The organism is Saccharothrix xinjiangensis (genome assembly GCF_039527585.1).
Taxonomy (GTDB): Bacteria; Actinomycetota; Actinomycetes; order Mycobacteriales; family Pseudonocardiaceae; genus Actinosynnema; species Actinosynnema xinjiangensis.
On the sequence record NZ_BAAAKE010000004.1, the window covers coordinates 387,231 to 407,298 of the forward strand.

22 protein-coding genes are annotated in these 20,068 nt (G+C 73.5%); 4 read left to right on the forward strand and 18 right to left on the reverse strand.

Features of this window, described 5'->3' with window-relative positions; all coding sequences use genetic code 11:
* Positions 1-150 precede the first annotated feature (150 nt).
* Positions 151-1,122, forward strand: a complete 972-nt coding sequence (locus ABD223_RS12445; RefSeq protein WP_344036251.1) for a M64 family metallopeptidase — start codon at positions 151-153, stop codon at positions 1,120-1,122.
* A 56-nt stretch (positions 1,123-1,178) separates the two neighbouring features.
* On the opposite strand, the gene ABD223_RS12450 is transcribed toward ABD223_RS12445, so the two are convergent.
* From ABD223_RS12450 to ABD223_RS12535, 18 genes are all read right to left on the reverse strand, one after another.
* Positions 1,179-1,757: a TlpA disulfide reductase family protein gene (locus tag ABD223_RS12450; RefSeq protein WP_344036253.1), complete on the reverse strand. Its 579-nt coding sequence runs from the start codon at positions 1,755-1,757 to the stop codon at positions 1,179-1,181.
* Positions 1,754-2,410, reverse strand: a complete 657-nt coding sequence (locus ABD223_RS12455) for a histidine phosphatase family protein (RefSeq protein ID WP_344036254.1) — start codon at positions 2,408-2,410, stop codon at positions 1,754-1,756. The genes ABD223_RS12450 and ABD223_RS12455 overlap by 4 nt, the downstream gene beginning before the upstream one ends.
* Complete coding sequence (hemL, locus tag ABD223_RS12460; RefSeq protein WP_344036255.1) at positions 2,407-3,708, reverse strand: glutamate-1-semialdehyde 2,1-aminomutase; 1,302 nt, start codon at positions 3,706-3,708, stop codon at positions 2,407-2,409. Before hemL ends, ABD223_RS12455 begins: the two co-directional genes overlap by 4 nt.
* Before the next feature lie 72 nt (positions 3,709-3,780).
* Positions 3,781-4,206 (reverse strand): hypothetical protein, encoded by a 426-nt coding sequence (locus ABD223_RS12465; RefSeq protein WP_344036256.1) that lies wholly within the window; start codon positions 4,204-4,206, stop codon positions 3,781-3,783.
* 13 nt (positions 4,207-4,219) lie between these two features.
* Complete coding sequence (locus tag ABD223_RS12470; RefSeq protein ID WP_344036257.1) at positions 4,220-4,660, reverse strand: DUF3093 family protein; 441 nt, start codon at positions 4,658-4,660, stop codon at positions 4,220-4,222.
* Positions 4,661-4,674: 14 nt separating this feature from the next.
* Positions 4,675-5,223 carry a hypothetical protein gene (locus ABD223_RS12475; RefSeq protein WP_344036258.1) on the reverse strand — a complete coding sequence of 183 codons (549 nt, stop codon included), beginning with the start codon at positions 5,221-5,223 and terminating at the stop codon, positions 4,675-4,677.
* A gap of 38 nt (positions 5,224-5,261) precedes the next feature.
* Positions 5,262-5,714, reverse strand: coding sequence for a hypothetical protein (locus ABD223_RS12480; protein WP_344036259.1), 453 nt, complete (start codon positions 5,712-5,714; stop codon positions 5,262-5,264).
* A 35-nt stretch (positions 5,715-5,749) separates the two neighbouring features.
* The gene (locus ABD223_RS12485) at positions 5,750-6,424 is read right to left on the reverse strand and encodes a hypothetical protein (RefSeq protein ID WP_344036260.1); all 675 of its coding nucleotides are present in this window, start codon (positions 6,422-6,424) and stop codon (positions 5,750-5,752) included.
* 10 nt (positions 6,425-6,434) lie between these two features.
* Positions 6,435-6,980 carry a hypothetical protein gene (locus tag ABD223_RS12490; RefSeq protein ID WP_344036261.1) on the reverse strand — a complete coding sequence of 182 codons (546 nt, stop codon included), beginning with the start codon at positions 6,978-6,980 and terminating at the stop codon, positions 6,435-6,437.
* Positions 6,981-7,032: 52 nt separating this feature from the next.
* On the reverse strand, positions 7,033-8,010 hold the full coding sequence (hemB, locus tag ABD223_RS12495; RefSeq protein WP_344036262.1) for a porphobilinogen synthase: 978 nt from the start codon (positions 8,008-8,010) through the stop codon (positions 7,033-7,035).
* Between the two features lie 365 nt (positions 8,011-8,375).
* Positions 8,376-9,908, reverse strand: coding sequence for a bifunctional uroporphyrinogen-III C-methyltransferase/uroporphyrinogen-III synthase (locus tag ABD223_RS12500; protein ID WP_344036263.1), 1,533 nt, complete (start codon positions 9,906-9,908; stop codon positions 8,376-8,378).
* A 16-nt stretch (positions 9,909-9,924) separates the two neighbouring features.
* Complete coding sequence (gene hemC, locus ABD223_RS12505; RefSeq protein WP_344036264.1) at positions 9,925-10,866, reverse strand: hydroxymethylbilane synthase; 942 nt, start codon at positions 10,864-10,866, stop codon at positions 9,925-9,927.
* Positions 10,863-12,185 (reverse strand): glutamyl-tRNA reductase, encoded by a 1,323-nt coding sequence (locus ABD223_RS12510; RefSeq protein ID WP_344036265.1) that lies wholly within the window; start codon positions 12,183-12,185, stop codon positions 10,863-10,865. Before ABD223_RS12510 ends, hemC begins: the two co-directional genes overlap by 4 nt.
* Before the next feature lie 34 nt (positions 12,186-12,219).
* Entirely contained in the window at positions 12,220-12,987 is a 768-nt protein-coding gene (locus ABD223_RS12515) for a redox-sensing transcriptional repressor Rex (protein WP_344036266.1), read from the reverse strand.
* 200 nt (positions 12,988-13,187) lie between these two features.
* A complete protein-coding gene (locus ABD223_RS12520) occupies positions 13,188-13,835 on the reverse strand; it encodes a fasciclin domain-containing protein (RefSeq protein ID WP_344036267.1) in 648 nt (215 codons plus the stop codon).
* Between the two features lie 79 nt (positions 13,836-13,914).
* On the reverse strand, positions 13,915-15,396 hold the full coding sequence (locus tag ABD223_RS12525) for a molybdopterin-dependent oxidoreductase (RefSeq protein ID WP_344036268.1): 1,482 nt from the start codon (positions 15,394-15,396) through the stop codon (positions 13,915-13,917).
* Between the two features lie 57 nt (positions 15,397-15,453).
* A complete protein-coding gene (locus ABD223_RS12530; protein WP_344036269.1) occupies positions 15,454-15,690 on the reverse strand; it encodes a glutaredoxin family protein in 237 nt (78 codons plus the stop codon).
* Positions 15,691-15,694: 4 nt separating this feature from the next.
* Positions 15,695-17,158, reverse strand: a complete 1,464-nt coding sequence (locus ABD223_RS12535) for an AMP-binding protein (protein WP_344036271.1) — start codon at positions 17,156-17,158, stop codon at positions 15,695-15,697.
* A 226-nt stretch (positions 17,159-17,384) separates the two neighbouring features.
* Here ABD223_RS12535 and ABD223_RS12540 point away from each other — a divergent pair, with 226 nt between their 5' ends.
* From ABD223_RS12540 to ABD223_RS12550, 3 genes are all read left to right on the forward strand, one after another.
* Positions 17,385-17,984 (forward strand): sigma-70 family RNA polymerase sigma factor, encoded by a 600-nt coding sequence (locus ABD223_RS12540; RefSeq protein WP_344036272.1) that lies wholly within the window; start codon positions 17,385-17,387, stop codon positions 17,982-17,984.
* Between the two features lie 92 nt (positions 17,985-18,076).
* The gene (locus tag ABD223_RS12545; RefSeq protein ID WP_344036273.1) at positions 18,077-19,129 is read left to right on the forward strand and encodes a DUF5667 domain-containing protein; all 1,053 of its coding nucleotides are present in this window, start codon (positions 18,077-18,079) and stop codon (positions 19,127-19,129) included.
* Between the two features lie 54 nt (positions 19,130-19,183).
* The gene (locus ABD223_RS12550) at positions 19,184-20,047 is read left to right on the forward strand and encodes an HAD family hydrolase (RefSeq protein WP_380647873.1); all 864 of its coding nucleotides are present in this window, start codon (positions 19,184-19,186) and stop codon (positions 20,045-20,047) included.
* Positions 20,048-20,068: the final 21 nt, after the last annotated feature.

Sequence of the window (20,068 nt, forward strand, 5' to 3'; positions counted from 1 at the left end):
GGGCCTTGACAGGGCCGCGCACCGGACTCCCCTAGGAGCGACCCGGCTCACAGGGCCGCGGGCCGATTCCGCCCTGTTCCCCACGTGAGCGGTGCTCAAACCCAACCATCAACCCTTGTGGGTTAATAACTGGCTGCATAGCGTTGCACCATGCGCGCACACCGGCTGACCCTGCCGCTGCTGGCCGTCGCCTTCGCCGTCATCGCCGCCCCCCTGCCCGGCGGCGCCGCGGAGCCCGGACCGGAGCTGGAGTGGGTGGAGGTCTTCTCCCCCGACGGCACCATCACGCAAACCGCCGTGCCCCGGGCCTTCGAGGTCGCGGCGGCGCCCGACGAGGTGGACGCCGACGTGGTCGCCGTCCAGCAGACCGGCGCACCGGACCAGCGGTTCGACCTGGTGTTCGTGGGCGACGGCTACACGGCGGCGGAGATCGGGATCTTCCACTCGCACGTGGTGAGCAAGTGGGCGGAGCTGTCCGCGGTGGAGCCGTTCGCCTCCTACAAGCAGTACTTCAACGTCTGGCAGGTCAACGTCGTCTCGCCCCAGTCCGGCGTGGACCACGACCCGACCCTCGGCGTCGCCCGCGACACCGCGCTCGACATGGGCTTCTGGTGCCAGGGCCGCGACACCCAGACCGAGCGCCTGCTGTGCGTGAACCAGACCAAGGCCGGCCAGTTCGCGGCGCTCGCGCCGGGGTCGGACCAGGTCATCGCGCTCGGCAACACCGCCAAGTACGGCGGCGCGGGCGGCGGCGTCGCCACCGCCGCGGGCGCGAACGACCAGGCCGGGCAGATCGCCGTGCACGAGCTGGGGCACTCGATCGGCGGGCTGGCCGACGAGTACGACTACCCCTATGACCGGCACACGGGCGGCGAGCCGACCGAGGTCAACGTGACCGCGGACCCGACCGGCTCGAAGTGGGCCGGGTACCTGGGCCGGTCCTCACCGGACGGCGGGGTGGTCGGGGCGTTCGAGGGCGCCAGGTACTACAGGTTCGGCCTGTACCGGCCGACGGAGAACTCGATCATGCGCACGCTGGGGCGCGAGTTCAACCTCATCGGGCGGGACGCGATGGTCGAGGCGTTCCGCGCCAGGGTGCCGGAGCTGCAAGTCGGGCGGTGAGGCCCGACCGGGTGGTGAGGCCCGGGCGGCGGGGGCCTGGGAGGACTCCGCCGCGCTCAGGCCTCCGCCACCAGCTGGTCCACGATCGGCGTCAGGTCGCTCGCGATCACGCCGCCCAGGAACGCCGCCGCCACCCGGTGCCGCTTGTCCAGCACGAACGTCGCCGGCACCGTGTTCGGGTGCAGCCCGCGGAAGGCGAGCATCGCGCGACCGGACTCGTCGTAGATCGACGGGTAGGTCAGGCCGCGGTTGCGCATGAAGTCGCGCGGCAGCTCGGTGGAGGTCTCCTTGACGTCCACGCCCAGCACCCGCACGCCCAGCGGGCCCTTCTCGTCCTGCACCTTCTGGAGCTCGGGCGCCTCCGTGCGGCACGGCGGGCACCACGCGCCCCAGATGTTGATCACCACGACCTCGCCGGCGAAGTCCGACAGCGAGATCGTCCGGCCGTCCTCCATCAGGCTCGGGCCGGTGAGCGCGCGCAGCTCCTTGCGCTCGTCGCCCTCGTAGCGGAGCTTGGTCTCGCCGTTCGGCGCGACCAGCTGGAACTCGCCGCCCGCGACGACCGCGTCGTCACCCGACGAGCACGCGGTCGTGGCGAGCAGGAGCGCGGCCAGGGGCGCGGCGAGCTTCCTCATGCGCCCGTCACCCGCGGGTTCGTCGCGCCGACCGGCTCGGTGTAGACCAGCCGCACCAGCCGCTCGCCCTCGAACACCAGGCTCGTCAGGGACGCCAGCGAGCACTCGCGCCGCCGCGGGTCGTGCCACATCCGCTTGCCCTCCATGAACCGCCGCAGCGTCCAGATCGGCAGCTGGTGCGACACGCACACGGCCTCGTGGCCCTCCGCCACCGCCCGCGCCCGCTGCACCGCGCCCAGCATCCGGTGCGCGATCTCCAGGTAGGGCTCGCCCCACGACGGCCGGAACGGGTTGACCAGCTTCGGCCAGTGCTGCGGCGAGCGCAGCGCCCCGTCGCCGACCGACACCCTCAAGCCCTCGAACTGGTTGTCCGCCTCGATCAGCCGCTCGTCGACGGCCAGCTCCAGCCGGTGCGAGTCGGCGATGGGCGCGGCCGTCTGCCGGGCCCGGTCCAGGGGCGACGCGACCACGTGCGCGATGTCGTGGTCCGCCAGGTGCTCGGCCACGGTCAGCGCCTGCCGCCGGCCGCGCTCGGACAGGCTGAAGCCCGGGATGCGGCCGTAGAGGATGCCGGTCGGGTTGTGCACCTCGCCGTGCCGCAGCAGGTGGACGACGGTCCGGTTCCCGCCACCGGTGGGCGCGCGGTCCCTCACTTCGCCGTCCCTTCCGTCGCCCGGGCCGCCGCGCGGGCGGCGTGCGGCAGCGCGTCGGCGATCACCTCGAAGTCCCGCTCGGTCATGGCGGCGTTGACGAACCACGCCTCGAACGCGCTCGGCGGCGGGTAGACGCCGCGCTCCAGCAGGGCGTGGAAGAACGGCGGGAAGCGCCACGTCTCGGCCGCCTGCGCGCCCGCGTAGTCGGTGACCTCGTGCTCGGTGAAGAACACGCTGACCAGGTTGCCCGCGAACTGCACCCGGTGCGCCACGCCCGCCTCGGTCAGCGCGGCGGCGAACAGCGCGCCCAGGCGCGAGGCGTTGGCGTCGAGCGCGCGGTAGACGTCGTCGGTCGCGGCGCGCAGCGTGGCCAGGCCGGCGGCCACCGCGACCGGGTTCCCGGACAGCGTGCCCGCCTGGTAGACCGGGCCGGACGGCGCGAGCCTGGCCATCACGTCCGCGCGACCGCCGAACGCGGCCGCGGGCAGGCCGCCGGACATGACCTTGCCGAAGGTGTAGAGGTCGCCCTCGACGCCCTCCAGGCCGTACCAGCCGGCGCGGGACACGCGGAAGCCGGTCATGACCTCGTCCATGATCAGCAGCGCGCCCTCGGCGCGGCAGAGGTCGCGCAGCCCGGCGTTGTCCTGCGGGGCGACCGCGCCCATGTTGCCCGCGGCGGCCTCGGTGATGACGCAGGCGATCTCGCCCGGGTTGTCCGCGAAGGCCCGGCGGACGACGTCCAGGTCGTTGTAGGGCAGCACGATCGTGTCGGCCGCCTGCGCGCCGGTCACGCCCGGCGAGGTGGGCAGGCCGAGGGTGGCGACGCCGGAGCCCGCCTGGGCGAGCAGCGCGTCCACGTGGCCGTGGTAGCAGCCCGCGAACTTGACGATCTTCTGCCGGCCGGTGAAGCCCCGGGCGAGGCGGATCGCGCTCATCGTGGCCTCGGTGCCGGAGTTGACCAGGCGGACCTGGCGCACCGGCGCGACGCGGTCGACGATCTCCGCGGCCAGCTCGATCTCGCCCTCGGTGGGCGTGCCGAAGGACAGGCCGCTGGTGGCCGCCGCGCGGACGGCCTCCACCACCTCGGGGTGGGCGTGGCCGAGGATCATCGGGCCCCAGGACGAGACGAGGTCGACGTACCGGTTGCCGTCGACGTCCCACAGGTGCGGCCCCTCGCCGCGGACCATGAACCGCGGGGTGCCGCCGACCGAGTGGAACGCCCGGACCGGGGAGTTCACGCCGCCGGGGATGACCGCCGTCGCGCGCTCGAACAGTTCCTGGGATCGCGTCGCTGTCACGGGGTCCAGTCTCACACGTCGCGGTTTGTGACCTGCTGCACGTCGGGTGTTGTGGCCTGACCGGGTGGTGGGCTAGCGGTCGGCCCGCGGTCCGCCGGTCGGCGCGCCGTCGGACTGGGGCTCGGGGCCCTGGCCCTGGCCTTGGCCTTGGCCGAAGGAGTCCCGGTCGGCGAAGTCCTCGTCGGAGGAGTCCTCGGGTTGGCGGGTGCGGACGGCGAGCACCACCTGGCGGATCGCGTCGAGCAGCAGCACGCCGGCCACCGTGGCCAGGGCGACCGCGGCCCCGATCCAGTTGCCGCGGTAGCGGGTGGCGCCCAGCGGCTCCCGGTCGGGGATCGAGTAGCTGTGGTGCTCCACACCGCGTTGCCAGCACCACGCGGCCACCAGGACCAGCAGCACGCCGAGCACCACCTCGCCGACGGCGATGAGCGCTCGTTTGGGCTGGTGCAGCTTCGGTGGCTCGGGCACGGTCTGGCTCTCCACGGTGGCCGCTGTCACGCCGGTCAGCTTCTCACGTCCCGCTCGCCGCCAGCAGCCTGGCCAGGGCGGCGCGCAGGGCGTCCGCGTCCCGCGCCCAGGCCGTGACGACCGCGCCGTCGACCAGCCGCACCGGCACCGGCCCCGTGCCGCGCGGCAGGGTCCAGCCGCCGCCCAGGACCCGGGCTCCCGCGCGCGGTTCCACGCCCTCCACCTCGGCGACGTCCCGCACCGGCAGCTCCTCCCGCCCCTGGTGCAGCGCGACGGGCGTGAGGCGCACCTCGTAGACGCGCCGCCTGCCCTGCACCCACACCAGGGTCGGCAGGACCAGCGCCAGCGCCACGACCAGCCACAGGAGCGGGCGGACCGCGCCGGTCAGCGCCTCCACGGCGAAGCCGAGCAGGGCGAACGCCGGTCCCCACAGCAGGGGCCACCAGGACGCGCCGGGCTCGGCGTACAGGGTCGGTTGCTCCACGTCCTCGGCCCGGCTCAGCCGAGGTTGCCCGCGAAGTGGTGCCGGACGCCCGGCAGGAAGCTGAACACCGCCGCGACCGCGGGCAGCACCAGGCGCAGCGCGATCACCACCCAGGTGACCGGTCCGGCGTCGTCGCGGGCCGCCACGAGCGCGGCGGCCAGGGCCAGCACGCCGAGCACCAGGGCGCCGCCGCACAGGACCAGCCGGGCCTGGTAGCTGCCCCGCAGGAGGGCGATGGCGCCCCAGAGGCCGCCCAGGGCCGCGCACGTGGTGGCGAACAGGGTCATGACCGGGCCGAAACCGGCGAGGGAGCCGGGGCCCGCGAGCGCCTGGGCGATCGTGCCCAGCGGCCACGACAGGGCGGCGAGCAGCCAGAACGCGAACGCGACGACGACCGCGCCGGGGCGGACGACGGCGACCGCGGACTGGTCCACCTCCCGCATCCGCCCCGGGAAGCCGAGCGGGTGGAGCGGCTGCTGCCGGTGCGGCGGGTAGGGCTGCTGGTGCGGGTGGTCCACCGGTCGCACGGGCGTGCCGTAGGGGTCGAACGGCGGCTCGGTCACGTCGTCACCGTCCTCGGTCCTCGGTCGGGGGTCACCCGCTAGTGCTGTCTCACCCACTGTGCCGTACCGCGCAGCCAGGTGAGGGCCAAACCGGCGGCGATGAGCAGGAGCGCGACCAGGTTCGCCGCGTTCGCGCCCGCGCCGGGCAGGACGATCCACAGCACGTGCAGCACGGCCACCGCGGTGAGCACGCCCCGCGCCCACCGCTTGCCCACGTTCAGCAGCCACCCGAACAGCCCGTAGCCGATCGCGAGGAACGCGGTGACCAGCGCGAGCTGCACCAGGATCTCGTTCACGCGCCCCGGCGGGTCGCCCGCCCGCGCGGCGGCCTCCAGCAGGTCGCCCCGCCGGATCCACAGCACGGCGTGCTCGAACAGCACGAACGCGGCCAGCGCCAGCCACACGCCGACCGCGCCGCGCACGACGGGAGGCGGTTGTTCACGCGCCGACTTCCCGCGCGCCGACTTCCCGCCCGCCGGTCCCCCGCGCATCGGTCCCCCGCGCACGGGTCCCCCGTCGCCGACCGTCACCTGAGCCGCTTGGCCGCCTCGAAGTACTCCTTCGAGGCAGGCGTGTAGAGCAGGAACACGGCGGCCACGAGCGGCAGCACGACCAGCAGGCTGAGCAGGGTGAAGCCGAACATGCTCAGCAGGAGCGCGACGATGCCCGTCACGTTCAGCCAGGTCCGCGCCCAGGGCCGGCCGGCTCGGGCCTTGACCGCGAAGAACACCAGCAGGCCCGCCACGACCACCGCGGCCACGGTGAAGAAGACCTGGAACGCGACGAGGCCGGTGCGCAGCTGCTCGTCGGTCAGGCCCTGGTCGCCGCCTGCGCTCTGCTTGGCGATGTCGACCAGGGCCTGGGGGTTGGCCAGCATGATGGCCAGGGCGGCGATCGACAGGATCGTCATCAGGGCGGCGGTGGCGAGCCACAGCCAGAACGAGATCCGGACCTGCTTCGGCGCGGCCCCGGGGCCGCGCTTGGCCGGCTCGTTCGCCCCGGACGGGTAGGCCTCGTAGCCGGCGGCCTGGTACCCCGCGGGCTGGTTGCCCGAGGGCTGGTACCCGGCCGGCTGGTACCCGGAGGGCTGGTGCCCCGAGGACTGGTACCCGGCTGGCTGGTCGGTCTGCGGCGGGGGAGGCGCCGGGGTGGCGTACGGCTCCTGCTGCGGCCGGTTCTCCGGGTCCTGTGGCGTGGTCACGGGTGGAACGCTAAGGGTGGTCAGGTGCCCTGTCCACCGTGACGGGCCGGGACCGGAAGTACCCCGCGGCGGCCGGGTGGAAGGCCAGCACCACGGCCACCACGTCGATCGCCATGGTGATCACGTTGAACACCAGGTCCAGCGGGCTCACGACCAGCCCGTACGCGGTCGCGAAACCGGTGCCGACGGTGATCAACCGCACCACGCCGAAGAGGATCCCGGCGCCCGCCAGCACGGTCAGCGCGACGCGCGCCCAGTTCCGGCCGGCGGCCATGCGGTTCGCCAGCCGCGAGCAGATCAGCACCAGGCCGACCGCCAGCAGGAGGCTGAAGAAGGTCCCGCCGGTCGCGGCGGCGTCCAGCTCGTCCTGGCCCAGGGTCGGCTGCCGCAGGCGCAGCTCGTCGATCAGCATCCCCCGGTCGGAGACCTGCACCAGGAACCTGACCATGCCGACGACGGCGCTGAGGATGAACAGCCACCGGGCCAGGTCCACCGGCTTGGGCGGGGTCGGGCGGGGTGCGGCGGTCTTGGACCGCCCTGGTGCCGGCTGTCTCATCACCGTCGTCCTGCCTCCGGTCGTGCGGCCGGTCGTGCCGTTGTGCTCGCCGTCACCGGTCGCCGAGCCAGCCCGCGGCTTCCACGGCCCAGTAGGTCAGCACGACGGCCGCACCGGCGCGGCGGATCGAGGTCAGCGTCTCCAGCACGGTGCGCTCCCGGTCGATCCACCCGTTGCGGGCGGCGGCCTCGACCATCGCGTACTCGCCGGAGATCTGGTAGGCGGCGACCGGGACCGTGGAGAGCCCGGCGACGTCCTTGATCACGTCCAGGTACGGCAGCGCGGGCTTGACCATGACCATGTCCGCGCCCTCGGCCAGGTCGAGGGTCGCCTCGCGGAGCGCCTCGCGGGCGTTCGCCGGGTCCTGCTGGTAGGTCTTGCGGTCGCCCGAGAGCTGCGACTCCACCGCGTCCCGGAACGGGCCGTAGAGCGCGGAGGCGTACTTGGCGCTGTAGGCGAGGATGCCGGTGTCGGTGAAGCCGGCCTCGTCCAGGGCGGTGCGGATGAAGCCGATCTGGCCGTCCATCATGCCGCTGGGTCCGACCACGTGGGCGCCCGCGCGGGCCTGGGCCACGGCCATCTCGCCGTAGACCTCCAGGGTGGCGTCGTTGTCCACCGCGCCGTCGGGCGTGAGCACGCCGCAGTGGCCGTGGTCGGTGAACTCGTCCAGGCAGCAGTCGGACATCAGGACCGTGCTGTCGCCGAGCTCCGAGCGCAGGTCGGCGAGGGCGGCGTTGAGGATGCCGTCGGGGTCGGTCGCGCCGGAGCCCACGGCGTCGCGCTCGGCGGGGACGCCGAACAGCATGATGCCGCCGACACCGGACTGGACCGCCACCACGGCCGCCTTGCGGAGGGACTCCCGGGTGTGCTGGAAGACGCCCGGCATGCTCTTGATCTCGGCCGGCTGCCGGGCGCCCTCCTTGACGAACATGGGGAGGACCAGCTGGCGCGGCTCGACGGTGGTCTCGCTGACGAGGCGGCGCATGGCCGGGGTGGTGCGCAGGCGGCGCGGGCGGTGGGCTGGGAACACGACGGGCACTCCCTGGTCGGTCTATCCGGTGTTGTCGAGCCGGTGTTCTCAGGCCCTCGGGTCAAGCCCGGCTCGATTTGACATGGGGCCCTTACGAGTGCCGGAGGCAGGCCGCAGCCGGCAGGCACGGCGGGGAAGAGCGTCCCGCCGAGCCTGCCGGCTCCGACCAGCCTATGGCACTCGAACCCATGTCAAACCGGGCCTCGTCGGCCCCCTCCGGTCCCGTTCTACCCGCGTGTCGTCCAGTCGGACATCGCGTGTCCTCCGGTCCGGCATCGCGAGTCCTCCGGTCGGACATCGCGAGTCGTACGTTCAGGACACGCGTGTCGTACGTTCGGGACCCCTGAGTTCTGCATTCGGGTCGGTCAGGAGCGGCGGAGGCGCTTGGTCTTGCGCGGGGGTGGGAGGGCGCCTTCCGCTCGCAGGCGGGCCGCGTGCTGGGCCAGGGCGTCTACCAGGGCCGGGACGTTGGCGTCTTCCGGTTGGACGTCCACCCTGAGGCCGAACTCGCGGGCCGTTTCGGCGGTCTGGGGGCCGATGCAGGCCACCAGGGTTCGCGCGTGCGGCTTGCCGGCGATGCCGACCAGGTTCCGGACGGTCGAGGACGAGGTGAAGCAGACCGCGTCGAAGCCGCCCGACTTGATCATCTCGCGGGTGTCGGCGGGCGGCGGGGCGGCCCGGACGGTGCGGTAGGCCGTGACGTCGTCGATCTCCCAGCCGCGTTCGCGCAGGCCCGCCGCCAGGGTTTCGGTGGCGATGTCGGCGCGCGGGAGCAGGACGCGGTCGACCGGGTCGAGGATGTCGTCGTACGGCGGGAAGTCGGCCAGGAGGCCTTCCGACGACTGCTCGCCGGACGGGACCAGCTCGGGGATGATGCCGAAGCTGCGGACCTTGGCCGCCGTCGACTCGCCGACGCAGGCGATCTTCACGCCGGAGAACGCGCGGGCGTCCAGGCCGAACTCGCGGAACTTCTCCCAGACCGCGCGGACGGCGTTGGTCGAGGTGAAGACGACCCACTGGTAGCGGCCGTCGACCAGGCCCTTGACCGAGCGCTCCATCTGGGCCGGGCTGCGCGGCGGCTCGACGGAGATGGTCGGGACCTCGACGGGGATGGCGCCGTGGGAGTGGAGGCGGTCGCTCATCGCGCCGGCCTGCTCCTTGGTGCGCGGGACGAGGACGCGCCAGCCGTAGAGGGCGCGCGACTCCCACCAGGACAGCCTGGCCCGGTTGGCGACGGCCGCGCCGACCGTGACGACCAGGGGGCCGCCCAGGTCGCCGGCGTCCTGCGCCAGGCCGGCCAGGGTCGTGTCCACCGTGCGCTGGCTGAACCCGGTGCCGTCGACGGTCACCGAGACCGGGGTCTGGGGCGCCAGGCCGTGCTCCACCAGGGACGACGCCGCCTCGGCGAGGTGTCCGCCGGTGGCGTGCAGGACCAGGGTGCCGGGCGCGGAGGCGAGGCCGGCCCAGTCGGTGACGCCCCGGACGTCGGCCTCGGTGTGGACGGCGCCGAGGGCGACGCCCGCGTAGGCGGGCACCGCGGTGCCCGCGGGGACGCCGGGGACGACGTCGAACGCGATGGTCGTCTTGGAGACCGCCTGGGCCTCCTTGACGACGGAGTCCAGGGTGAGCGGGTCGCCCGCCACCAGGCGGACCACGGCGGCGCCGTTCTTGGCCTCGGTGACCAGGTCCTTCGCCACGTCGACCGGGTCGCCCACGGCCGGGCGGACCTCGACGCCGTCCGGTACCAGCGCCACCACCTCGGCCGGTACGTCCGGGTCCGTCACCACCAGCTCGGCCTTGGCGAGCAGGTCACGGGCCCGGACCGTGAGCAACCCGGTGTCGCCGGGGCCGGAGCCCACGAAGGCGACTCGGCCGGGGGTCTTGCGTGCGCGGGTCATCTGAGGGCACTCCCCATCAACTACGCCTCGCCGGCGACGCAGCGGCGTGGCCGGAGAGGTCGAGCAACTCGGCGGCCAGCGCGCGGCCGAGTTCCTCTGCTGCGGTCAAGTCACCGGTGGCGGACGCACGGAGGAGGTCACCGTCCTCCGTCGCCATGACCCCGCGCAGGGACAGGCGGAGCACCACGGTCCCCTCGTCGCTGAGGTCTTCCACCACATCGGCCAGTGCGCCGACCGGCGCGCTGCAACCCGCTTCGAGCGCGGCCAGGAGGGCGCGCTCGGAGGCCACAGCGGCCCTGCTGGCCGAGTCGTCCAGAGTGGACTGGAGCAGGTGCTCGGTGTCGACGTCGTCGACCCGGCACTCCACCGCCAGGGCGCCCTGCGCGGGCGCGGGGAGCATTTGGATCGGCTCCAGGGTCTCCGTGATCTCTGCGGTGCGGCCCAGGCGCGCGAGGCCCGCGCGGGCGAGCACGACGGCGTCCAGCTCACCGTCGGTCACCTTGCGGATGCGGGTGTCGACGTTGCCGCGCAGCCCGACCACCTCCAGGCCGAGGCCGAGCGCTTCGAGCTGGGCCGCACGCCGGGGCGAGCCCGTGCCGACCCGCGCGCCCGTCGGCAGTTCGCCGAGGGTGAGGCCGTCGCGGGCGACGAGGGCGTCGCGCGGGTCCTCGCGGGGCGGCACGGCGGCCAGCGACAGGCGCGGGTCGCGGGCCGTCGGCAGGTCCTTGTACGAGTGCACGGCCACGTCGATCTCGCCGTTCGCGAGGGCGTCGCGGAGGGCTGAGGTGAAGACGCCGATGCCGATCTCGGCGATGGGCGCGTGCGACCGGTCGCCGGGCGTGGAGATGGTGACGATCTCCACCTCCGCGCCCGCCGCGCGCAGCTGATCGGCCACGTGACCGGTTTGCGCGAGCGCGAGGGCGCTGCCGCGGGTGCCGATCCTGAGGGTGCGGTTCACCGCTTTTCACCTTCGGTTTGGGTCTTGTGGGGGGTGCTGACGGCGGACGGCGCCTGCGGGTCGAGCCCGAACAGCTCGCGCAGCGCCTCGGCGTAACCGGCTCCCCCGGGCGCCGCGGCCAGCTCCTTCACCCGGACTGTCGGGGTGTGCAGGAGCTTGTCCACGACCCGGCGCACGGTCTTGGCCAGCTCGTCGCGCACCGCGCCGTCGAGCTCGGGCAGCCGCTGGTCGAGGCGCAGCAGCTCGGTGTCGACGACTTCGGCGGCGCGCTTCCGCAGTGCCGTCACGGTGGGCGTGACCCCGGCCGAGCGCTGCCCGGCCAGGTAGGCGCGGACCTCCTCGGCCACGATCTCCGCCGCGCGCTGGGTGTCCTGGCCAGTGGGGGCGTCGGACAGCCTGCGCTGGAGGGTCTCCAGGTCGACCACGCGCACGTTGTCCAGCAGCGCGGCGGCGGGGTCGACGTCCTTGGGCAGGCCGAGGTCGCACACGACCAGCGGCCGGTCCGGCGCCCGGTCGCCGATGTGCTCGGCGCCGACGACCGTGTCGACGGAGCCGGTGCAGGCGAACAGCACGTCGGCGGTCGCGATCTCGTCGGCCAGGGCCCGGAGGTCGGTGTGGCGGGCCCGGACGCCGTCCGCGGCGAGGGCGCCGGCCAGCCGCTCGCCGTTGGCGGCGGTGCGGTTGGCGATCACGACCTCGCCGATGCCGGCGCGGCGCAGGTGGGCGGCCGCCAGGCCACCCATGGAGCCCGCGCCGACGATGACCGCCTTGCGTCCGTCGAGCCCGTCGAGGGCGCGGCCGGCGTCGGTGAGCGCCTCGGAGACGACGGACGCGCCGGCGTGGTCGATGCCGGTGTCGGTGTGGATGCGCTTGCCGACCCGCAGGGCCTGCTGGACCAGCTCGTGCAGGGTGCGGCCGACCACGCCGGCCGCGTCGGCGGCGTTGTAGGAGGTCCGGAGCTGCCCGAGGATCTGGGCCTCGCCCACGACCATCGAGTCCAGGCCGCCGGCCACGGAGAACAGGTGCTCGACCGCGGCGGCCGAGTAGTGCACGTACAGGTGCTCGAACAGCTCGGCCGGCTCGGCGCCCGCCTGGCGGGCCAGCACCTCGACGACCTCGTTCATGCCGCCGTGGAAGGTCTCGACGACCGCGTAGACCTCGACCCGGTTGCACGTCGAGAGCAGGACCGCCTCGGACACGCTGGGCGCGGTCAGCAGTTGGTCGAGGACCTTGCCCCGGTCGGCGTCGGCCACCGCGACGCGCTCCAGGACGGGCACGGGGGTGGTCCGGTGGGACAGACCGACGACGAGCACGCTCATGCCGCCTCCACCGTTCGGCCGGCTACCCGCACGATCACGGGCGAATCACCACCCCGTCCACTCCGACTCCGTTGACCACGTCCCCGGCGGCCTCGTCGGCCCGTCGCGCGACGTGGAACGACAGGATCTGCATCTCGACCGCCAGGTCGACCTTGCGCACCTCGACGTAGTCCGGGACCTGGAGCACGACGGGTGCGAAGTTCAGGATGCACTGGACTCCGGCGGATACCAAACGGTCGCAGACGGCCTGAGCAGCCTGAGGGGGTGTCGCGATGACCCCTATCGACACCTCCCGCGCCGAGCAGACGGAGGTGATGTCGTCGATGTGGTCGACCGGGATGCCGCCTACCGGCACACCCGTCAGGTCGGGGTCGATGTCGAACAGCGCGGCGACCGGGAAGCCCCGGCTGGGGAAGCCGCCGTAGTTGGCCAGCGCGTGACCAAGATTACCGATCCCGACGACCGCGACGGAGTGCTTGCGGGTCAGCCCGAGGATGCGCTCGATGTGGCTCACGAGCACCTCGACGTCGTACCCGACGCCCCTGGTGCCGTACGAGCCGACGTAGGACAGGTCCTTGCGGAGCTTCGCCGAGTTGACGCCCGCCGCGCCGGCCAGCTCCTCGCTGGAGATGGTCGTCACGCCCTGCTCGGCCATCCCGGACAGCACCCGGAGGTACACCGCGAGGCGCGCCACGGCCGCCTCGGGGATCGCCCGTGCCCGCTCCCGGACGTCCGCGGGAGTGTCGGCGGTGGTTTTCGGAGTGGTCACGACCCCGTCACCCTCGCCCCGCCGATCCGCCACGCTGGTACTCCTCGACATCAGCCGCACCGACCCACCGGGCACCTTCACCAGCGGGGTGATGCGACCACCGTACCGCTTGTGAACGCTTGCACAAAGTTGGCGGACCAGCGCCGGGGAGCGCCGCGCGCGCAGGTGGGCCGCGTCCCCCCGTGTCGCGAGGGGATGCGGCCCACCAATGGGTGAACTTACGAAGTCGCAGGTCAGGCGGCCGGCGGGGTGAGCACCTTGCCGATCACGAACACCGTGGCGTTGGCCGTCGGGACGTTGCCGCACAGCACCGGGGCGCCGTTGACGGTCATGGCGTCGCCGGAGCCCGCGATGGTCAGCTCCTGGCCGGTGAGGGACTTCACCGTGCCCGCCGCCTCCAGGCCCTCGGCGTCGTAGCGCTGCCCGACGACGTGGTACTGGAGGATCTTGCCCAGGGTGGCCGGGTCGTTGGCCAGCTCCTGGAACTTCGCGTCGCCCAGCTCGGCGAACGCCGGGTCGGCGGGCGCGAACACGGTGATCGCCTCCTGCGAGTTCAGCGTGTCGCCCAGGTTGGCCGCGGTGACGGCCGCCACCAGCTTGGTCAGCAGCGGGTTGTTGGACGCCGCGGTGGCCACCGGGTCGTCGACCATGCCCTGGAGCGAGCCCTCGTCCGAGGGGTCGGACGGCACGCTCGCGCAGCCGGGGCCGAACACGTCGGTCGTGCCGGTCACGCCGTCGCCACCGGGCATGGCCATCGCGGAGCTGGACGTCGTGGTGGTGGTCGTCGTGGCAGCCGGAGCCGCGGCCTCGTCGCCACCGCCACCGCACGCCGTGAGCGAGAGGGAGGCGGCAGCGACGAGGGCGAGAACGGGTTTCCGCACAGCGGATCACTCCTCAGTTTCACCAGATTTTGTAGTCACTGAGGCATTCGGTCCTCGGCCCGTTCCGGTTCGGGGCAAATCACCCGACCGTGAAGAAGATCGAGTGCCAGCCGGTCGCGCCGTCCGGCACGGGCGCGAGCCGCGCCTGCGGCTGGGTGGAGCCGGACCGGTCCGTGGCGCGCGACTCGACGGTGTGACCGCCGGGCGCGAGGTCCAGCTCGACCCGCCACATGCGCCACGTCGAGCCGTTGACCTCGGCGGCCAGTTGAGCGGTCCGCCACGGCCCGCCGTCGACGCGCACCTCGACCTTCGCCACGCCGGTCGGCTGCGCCCACGCCACACCCGCCACCACGACCCTCCCGGACACCGTGGCCAGCCCCTCGGGGCTGTCGATGCGGGACATGACCTTGATCGGCGCGCGCTCCGCCCACCCGCGCTCCAGCCAGTACGCGCGCTTGGCCGCGAACGTGGTCAGCTCCAGGTCGACCACCCACTTGGTGGCCGACACGTAGCCGTACAGGCCGGGCACGACCAGCCGCGCCGGGAAGCCGTGCTCCAGCGGCAGCGGCTCGCCGTTCATGCCCAGCGCGATCAGCGCGCCCCGGTCGGCCTCCATGACCACGTCCACCGGCGTGCCCGCGGTCCAGCCGTCGGCGCTGGTGGAGAACAGCTGGTCGGCGCCCTCCCGCACGCCCGCCTCCAGCAGCACGTCCCGCAGCGGCACGCCCACGAAGCGCGCGGTCGAGACGTAAGGCCCGCCGACCTCGTTGGACACGCAGGTCATCGTGATGGTGCGTTCGACCAGGTCACGACGGCTCAGGTCGGCGTAGCGCAGGGTCAGCTCGCGGTCCACCAGGCCGTGCACGCGCAGCGCCCAGTCCTCGGCGCGCACCCGCGGCACGCTCAGCGCCACGTCGACCCGGTAGAAGTCGCTGTTGGGCGTGATGAACGACGGCGTGCCCTCGGCGGCGAAGTCGACGCCCTCCGGCAGCGCGGGGGCGGGCCGCGCGGGCGTGAGGTCGCCCACCGCCCGCCGCGACCCCTCCACGTCCACCCGGTTGCCCAGCAGCTGCCCGCCCAGCCCGGCCACCACCGCCGCGCCGGAGGCCACCAGGAACGCCCGGCGCCCCTCGGCCGGGGCCTCCGAGGACGCGTGGAGCCACCGGAACACGGCGACCCCGGCGACCAGGCTCGCGACCGGCGCGAGGACGCCCAGCCGGCCCACGTCCGGCCGGTGCAGCACGGCGGCCACGCCGAGCAGCCCCAGGACGACCGCCAGCACCGTCCCCGGCGTCGCCGAGCGGCGGGAGAGCAGGCCCGCGACCGCGGCGGCGACCGCCAGCACCACGGCCATCCCGACCAGCAGCACGAGCTTGTCGTAGGTGCCGAAGGTCCGGATCGCGAAGTCCTTCAGCCAGGACGGCGTGAAGTCGATCGCGGTGTTGCCGACGGCGAGGAACGGCGAGGCGGGCGGCCCGACCAGGGCCGCGACGAGGTGCCCGGCCGCGAGGGCGGCGGCCACGCCGAGCAGTCCGGTCAGGGCGGCGGTCCAGCGGGTCATACGGAAGATTCGACACCCGCGGCGCTCCGGTTCGCACGAACCGTAAGCCCTCGGTAATCAGGCGAGCGCCGCCCGCAGCCGGTCCTCCTCGACCTCCCAGTACCCGTGCTCCCGCCCGTCGACCAGGAACACCGGCACCCGGTCGCCGTACTCGGCGCGCAGCTCGCGGTCGGCGTCGACGTCCTGCTCGTCCCAGGGCACGCCGAGCTCCCCGCAGATCCGCTCGATCTCGGCCTTGGCGCGCTCGCAGGCGTGGCAGTCGACCCGGCTGACCAACGTGACGTGGTGGCTCACCCCGTCAGGCTAGAGGCAGCCTCAGCCGCGCCCGCGCCAGCTTCCCGGTCGGCGAGTGCGGCAGCGCGTCGGCGAACTCCACCGCGGTCGGCACCTTGAACTTGGCCAGCCGCTCCGCGCAGTGCTCCTTCACCGCCTCCTCGGTCAGCCCGCCGCCCTCGACCGGCACCACCACGACCTTGACCGACTCGCCGGTCCGCTCGTCCGGCACGCCGACCGCCGCCGACTCGACCACCCCGGCCAGCTGGTTGACCACCTGCTCGACCTCGTGCGGGTAGACGTTGAACCCGTTGACGATGATCAGGTCGCCCGCCCGGTCCACCAGGTGCAGGTCGCCGTCGGCGTCCAGGTAGCCCACGTCGCCGGTGCGGAACCAGCCCTCCGCGTCCGGGCCGTGCGCGCCGTCCGGCCAGTACCCGCCGAACAGGTTCGCGCCCCGCGCCGACACCAGCCCGGTGCCCGGCTCGTCGTCCTCGTCGAGCGGCCGGCCGTCGGAGTCGACCAGCCGCACCTCGACGCCCGGCAGCGCCCGCCCGACCGACCCGGCCTTCGGCTCGCCGGCCAGCGTCGTGGTCAGCACGGGACCGGTCTCGGTCAGCCCGTACCCCTCGTACACCGGCAGGCCGACGACCCGCCGCAGCCCGTCCAGCACGCCGGGCGCCAGCGGCGCGGCGCCGGAGGTGAACAGCCGCACGGTCGCCAGGTCCTCCCGCAGCCGCTCGACCGGCTGGGCCAGGATCGCCCGGTACATCGGCGGCACGCCGACCAGCGTGGTCACCCGGTGCTCGCGGATCGCGGTCAGCGCCTGGTCCGGGTCGAACCGCTCCAGCAGCACGGCCGTCGCGCCGGCGCCCGCGACCTGCAACAACCCCGGTCCGAGCCCGTAGACGTGGAAGAGGGGCAGCGCCAGCAGCACCCGGTCGCCCGCGGTGACCGGGGCGGGCCGCAGGGAGGCGCACTGCTCGACGTTGGCCAGCAGCGCCCGGTGCGACAGCATCGCGCCGCGCGGCGCGCCGGACGTGCCCGACGTGTAGCCGAGCACGGCCAGGTCCTCGCCGGACCCGACCGCGGCGAACTCCTCGCCCGGTTCGAACCCCGGCGCGGGCAGCGCCTCGACGTCGACCTCGCCGGCGTCGCCGACCAGCAGCCGCGCCCCGCTGTCCTCGACCAGCCGCCCCAGCTCGCGCGCCGGCTGCCCCGGCCCGGCGGGCACCAGGACGCCGCCCGCGCGCAGCGCGCCGAACACGGCCACGCAGAACGCCGGACCGGTCGGCAGCCGCACGACCACCCGGTCGCCGGGTTCGACGCCCGCCCGGACCAGGCGACGCGCCTCGCCGTCCACGGCGGCGTCGAGCTCGGCCCACGTCCAGCTGTCGGAAGTGGTGACATCCACCAGTGCGACGTGCTTGGGTCCTCGGTGCGCGGAGGCGCGAACCAGGTCGGCGACGTTGCGTGCGGATGCGGTCAACTCGACCTCCTGGGGGACCACGGTGTGAACTGCGCGCAGTCTGTCACGCGCGGCCGGCGTCACGAAGTGACTCCGTCCGCATCGCAGGCTGAAGACCGGTTGCCGCTACCTACTACGGAGTAACAACACGTATGCTGCCTGGACGGCGACTCTGTGGAGGTGCCGCGAGCCGATGACCGCGAGGGCACGCGAGAACCCCGTCCGAAACATCCGCGCGCTCCGAACGATGTGGAGCACGGGAGGGCGGTCAAGCACGATCGTGAGCGTGGAGAGCGAAGCGGCGGACGAGCCGTGGGACCTGGTTCGTGCCGCACAGGACGGCGACACGGACGCGTTCGGCGCGCTCTACGACCGGTACGTCGACGTCGTGTACCGGTACGTGCTGTTCCGCGTGGGCGATCGGACCCTGGCCGAGGACGTGACCAGCGAGACGTTCCTGCGGGCGCTGCGCAGCATCCGCTCGATCAGCTACCAGGGCCGCGACGTCGGCGCGTGGTTCGTCACGATCGCCCGCAACATCGTCTTCGACCACGTGAAGTCCAGCCGCTACCGGCTGGAGGTCACCACCGCCGAGCTGACCGACAACCGCGAGGTCACGCACGGTCCGGAAGACGCGGTCCTGACCGGCGCGACCAACGCGGAACTGCTGCGCTGCGTAGGCCAACTGGGTGACGATCAGCGGGAGTGCATCACCCTGCGTTTCATCCAGGGCTTGTCCGTGGCGGAGACGGCCGCGAGGATGGGCCGCAACGAGGGCGCGATCAAGGCCCTGCAACACCGGGCGGTGCGCAGGCTGGCCCAACTGCTGCCGAACTGGTTGCGGTGACCGCCCGCGCGTAACCCCGGTGGCGCCTGGTTCGTTGTTCGGGTCAGGTTCGCTCGGAACGGTGCGGGATGGTGGGCAGAGGGATCACGCCGTTGTGGCGTCACAGGCAGCGCGAGCAGTTCGCCCGCGCCGTCGACGCGCATCCCGAACCGGGCGACGAGGCGTTCGCCGACGAGCTCGCGGTCGTGGCGCTGCTGCGTGAAGCCGCAGTCACTTCGGGCCCGGACGAGGCCGCCAGGGCCCGGATGCGCGAACGGGTCCTCGGCCCGGCCACACCCCCGACCAAGCTCGACTCCCGCCGCCCCCGATCAGGCGCCCGCGGGCGATTAGCGGTCGCGTTGGCCGCCGCGCTGTGCCTGGTGTTCTCGCTGGCCGGCATGAGCCTCCTGCTCAGCCGCGACGCGCTGCCGGGCGACGCGCTGTACGGCGTGAAGCGCACCGCCGAGTCGGCCTCGCTGGGCCTGACCTTCGGCGAGGACTCCAAGGGCCACAAGCTCCTGGAGTTCGCCTCCGCGCGCCTGACCGAGCTGGAGACCCTCGCCGACCGGTACTCGGGCGACGGCCCCCTGGGCGGCTACCTGACGGCGCTGGCCGACTTCGACACCGACGCCGCGGCCGGTGCCCGCGTGCTGACCGCGTTCGGGTCGACCTCGGACCACCGCACCCTGGAGGACCTGCGCGACTGGGCGGGCTCTCAGGCGACGCGCCTGACCCGGCTGAGCCCCGACCTGCCGCAGGACGCCGTCACCCGCTCGGCGTCGTCCCTCGACCTCCTGGCGCACATCGCCGAACGCGCCACCGCGCTCCAGTCGCGAACCACCTGCGCGACCACCACGTCCGGCGACACCGACGACCTGGGCCCCCTGCCCGCCGAGGACGAGTGCAATCCCCTGCGACCGACCACCGCCCCCGCCGACACCACCGCCACCACCGCGCAACCCCCCTCGACCTCCACCCAGCCACCGACCAACGCCCCCCTCACCACCACCGGCGACAACCCGGGCACCCCCGCCCCGACCACCACCGCCGACGCCCCGACGTCCCGGCAGCCGACCACCGCACCGACCACCACCCCGGGCGGCCCGGTCCTGCCGTTGCCCACGCTGCCCCTGCCGTCGCTGCCGCTGCCCGGCCTCGGCGGCTGATCGCTACCCTGTCCCCATCGGACCCCGGGAGGCGCTGACGTGGTGGAAAGGCGTGTGGAAGGCACGGCCGAGCGGGAGAGGCTCGCCGCGCTGGCAGGCGAAGCCTCGGCCGAGGCCGCGCTGGCGACCGTCGACCCCAGCACCACCGACCTCACCGCCGCGGCCTTCTTCGACGTCGACAACACCATGATGATGGGCGCGTCGATCTTCCACTTCGCCCGAGGCCTGGCAGCCCGCAAGTTCTTCAAGAACTCCGACCTCCTCGGCTTCGCCTGGCAACAGATCAAGTTCCGCGTCGGCGGCCGCGAAGACCCCCAGAGCGTCGCCGCGTCCCGCGAACAGGCCCTCTCGTTCGTCGCGGGCCGCTCAGTGGCCGAAATCGTCTCCCTGGGCGAAGAGATCTACGACGAACTCATGGCCGACAAGATCTGGACCGGCACCCAAGCCCTGGCCCAAATGCACCTGGACGCCGGCCAACGCGTCTGGCTGGTCACCGCCACCCCGGTGGAACTGGCCCAGATAATCGCCCGCCGCCTGGGCCTGACCGGAGCCCTGGGCACAGTCTCGGAAAGCTCGGACGGCATCTACACGGGCCGCCTGGTAGGCGACCTCCTGCACGGCCGGGCAAAAGCCCACGCGGTCCGCGCCCTGGCCGCCAAAGAAGGCCTGGACCTGCGCCGCTGCACCGCCTACTCGGACTCGGTCAACGACGTCCCGATGCTGTCCGTAGTAGGCACGGCAGTAGCCGTGAACCCGGACTCGGGCCTGCGCGAAACAGCGCGCAAACGAGCCTGGGAAATCCGCGACTTCCGCACGGGCCGCAAAGCGGCGAAGATCGGCGTCCCCTCAGTCCTGGGAGCCGGCGCAGTGGCGGGCGCGGTAGCAGCCACAGTCGCCTACCGCCGCCGCGACCGCTGACCGACCCGAACGTAGAACTCA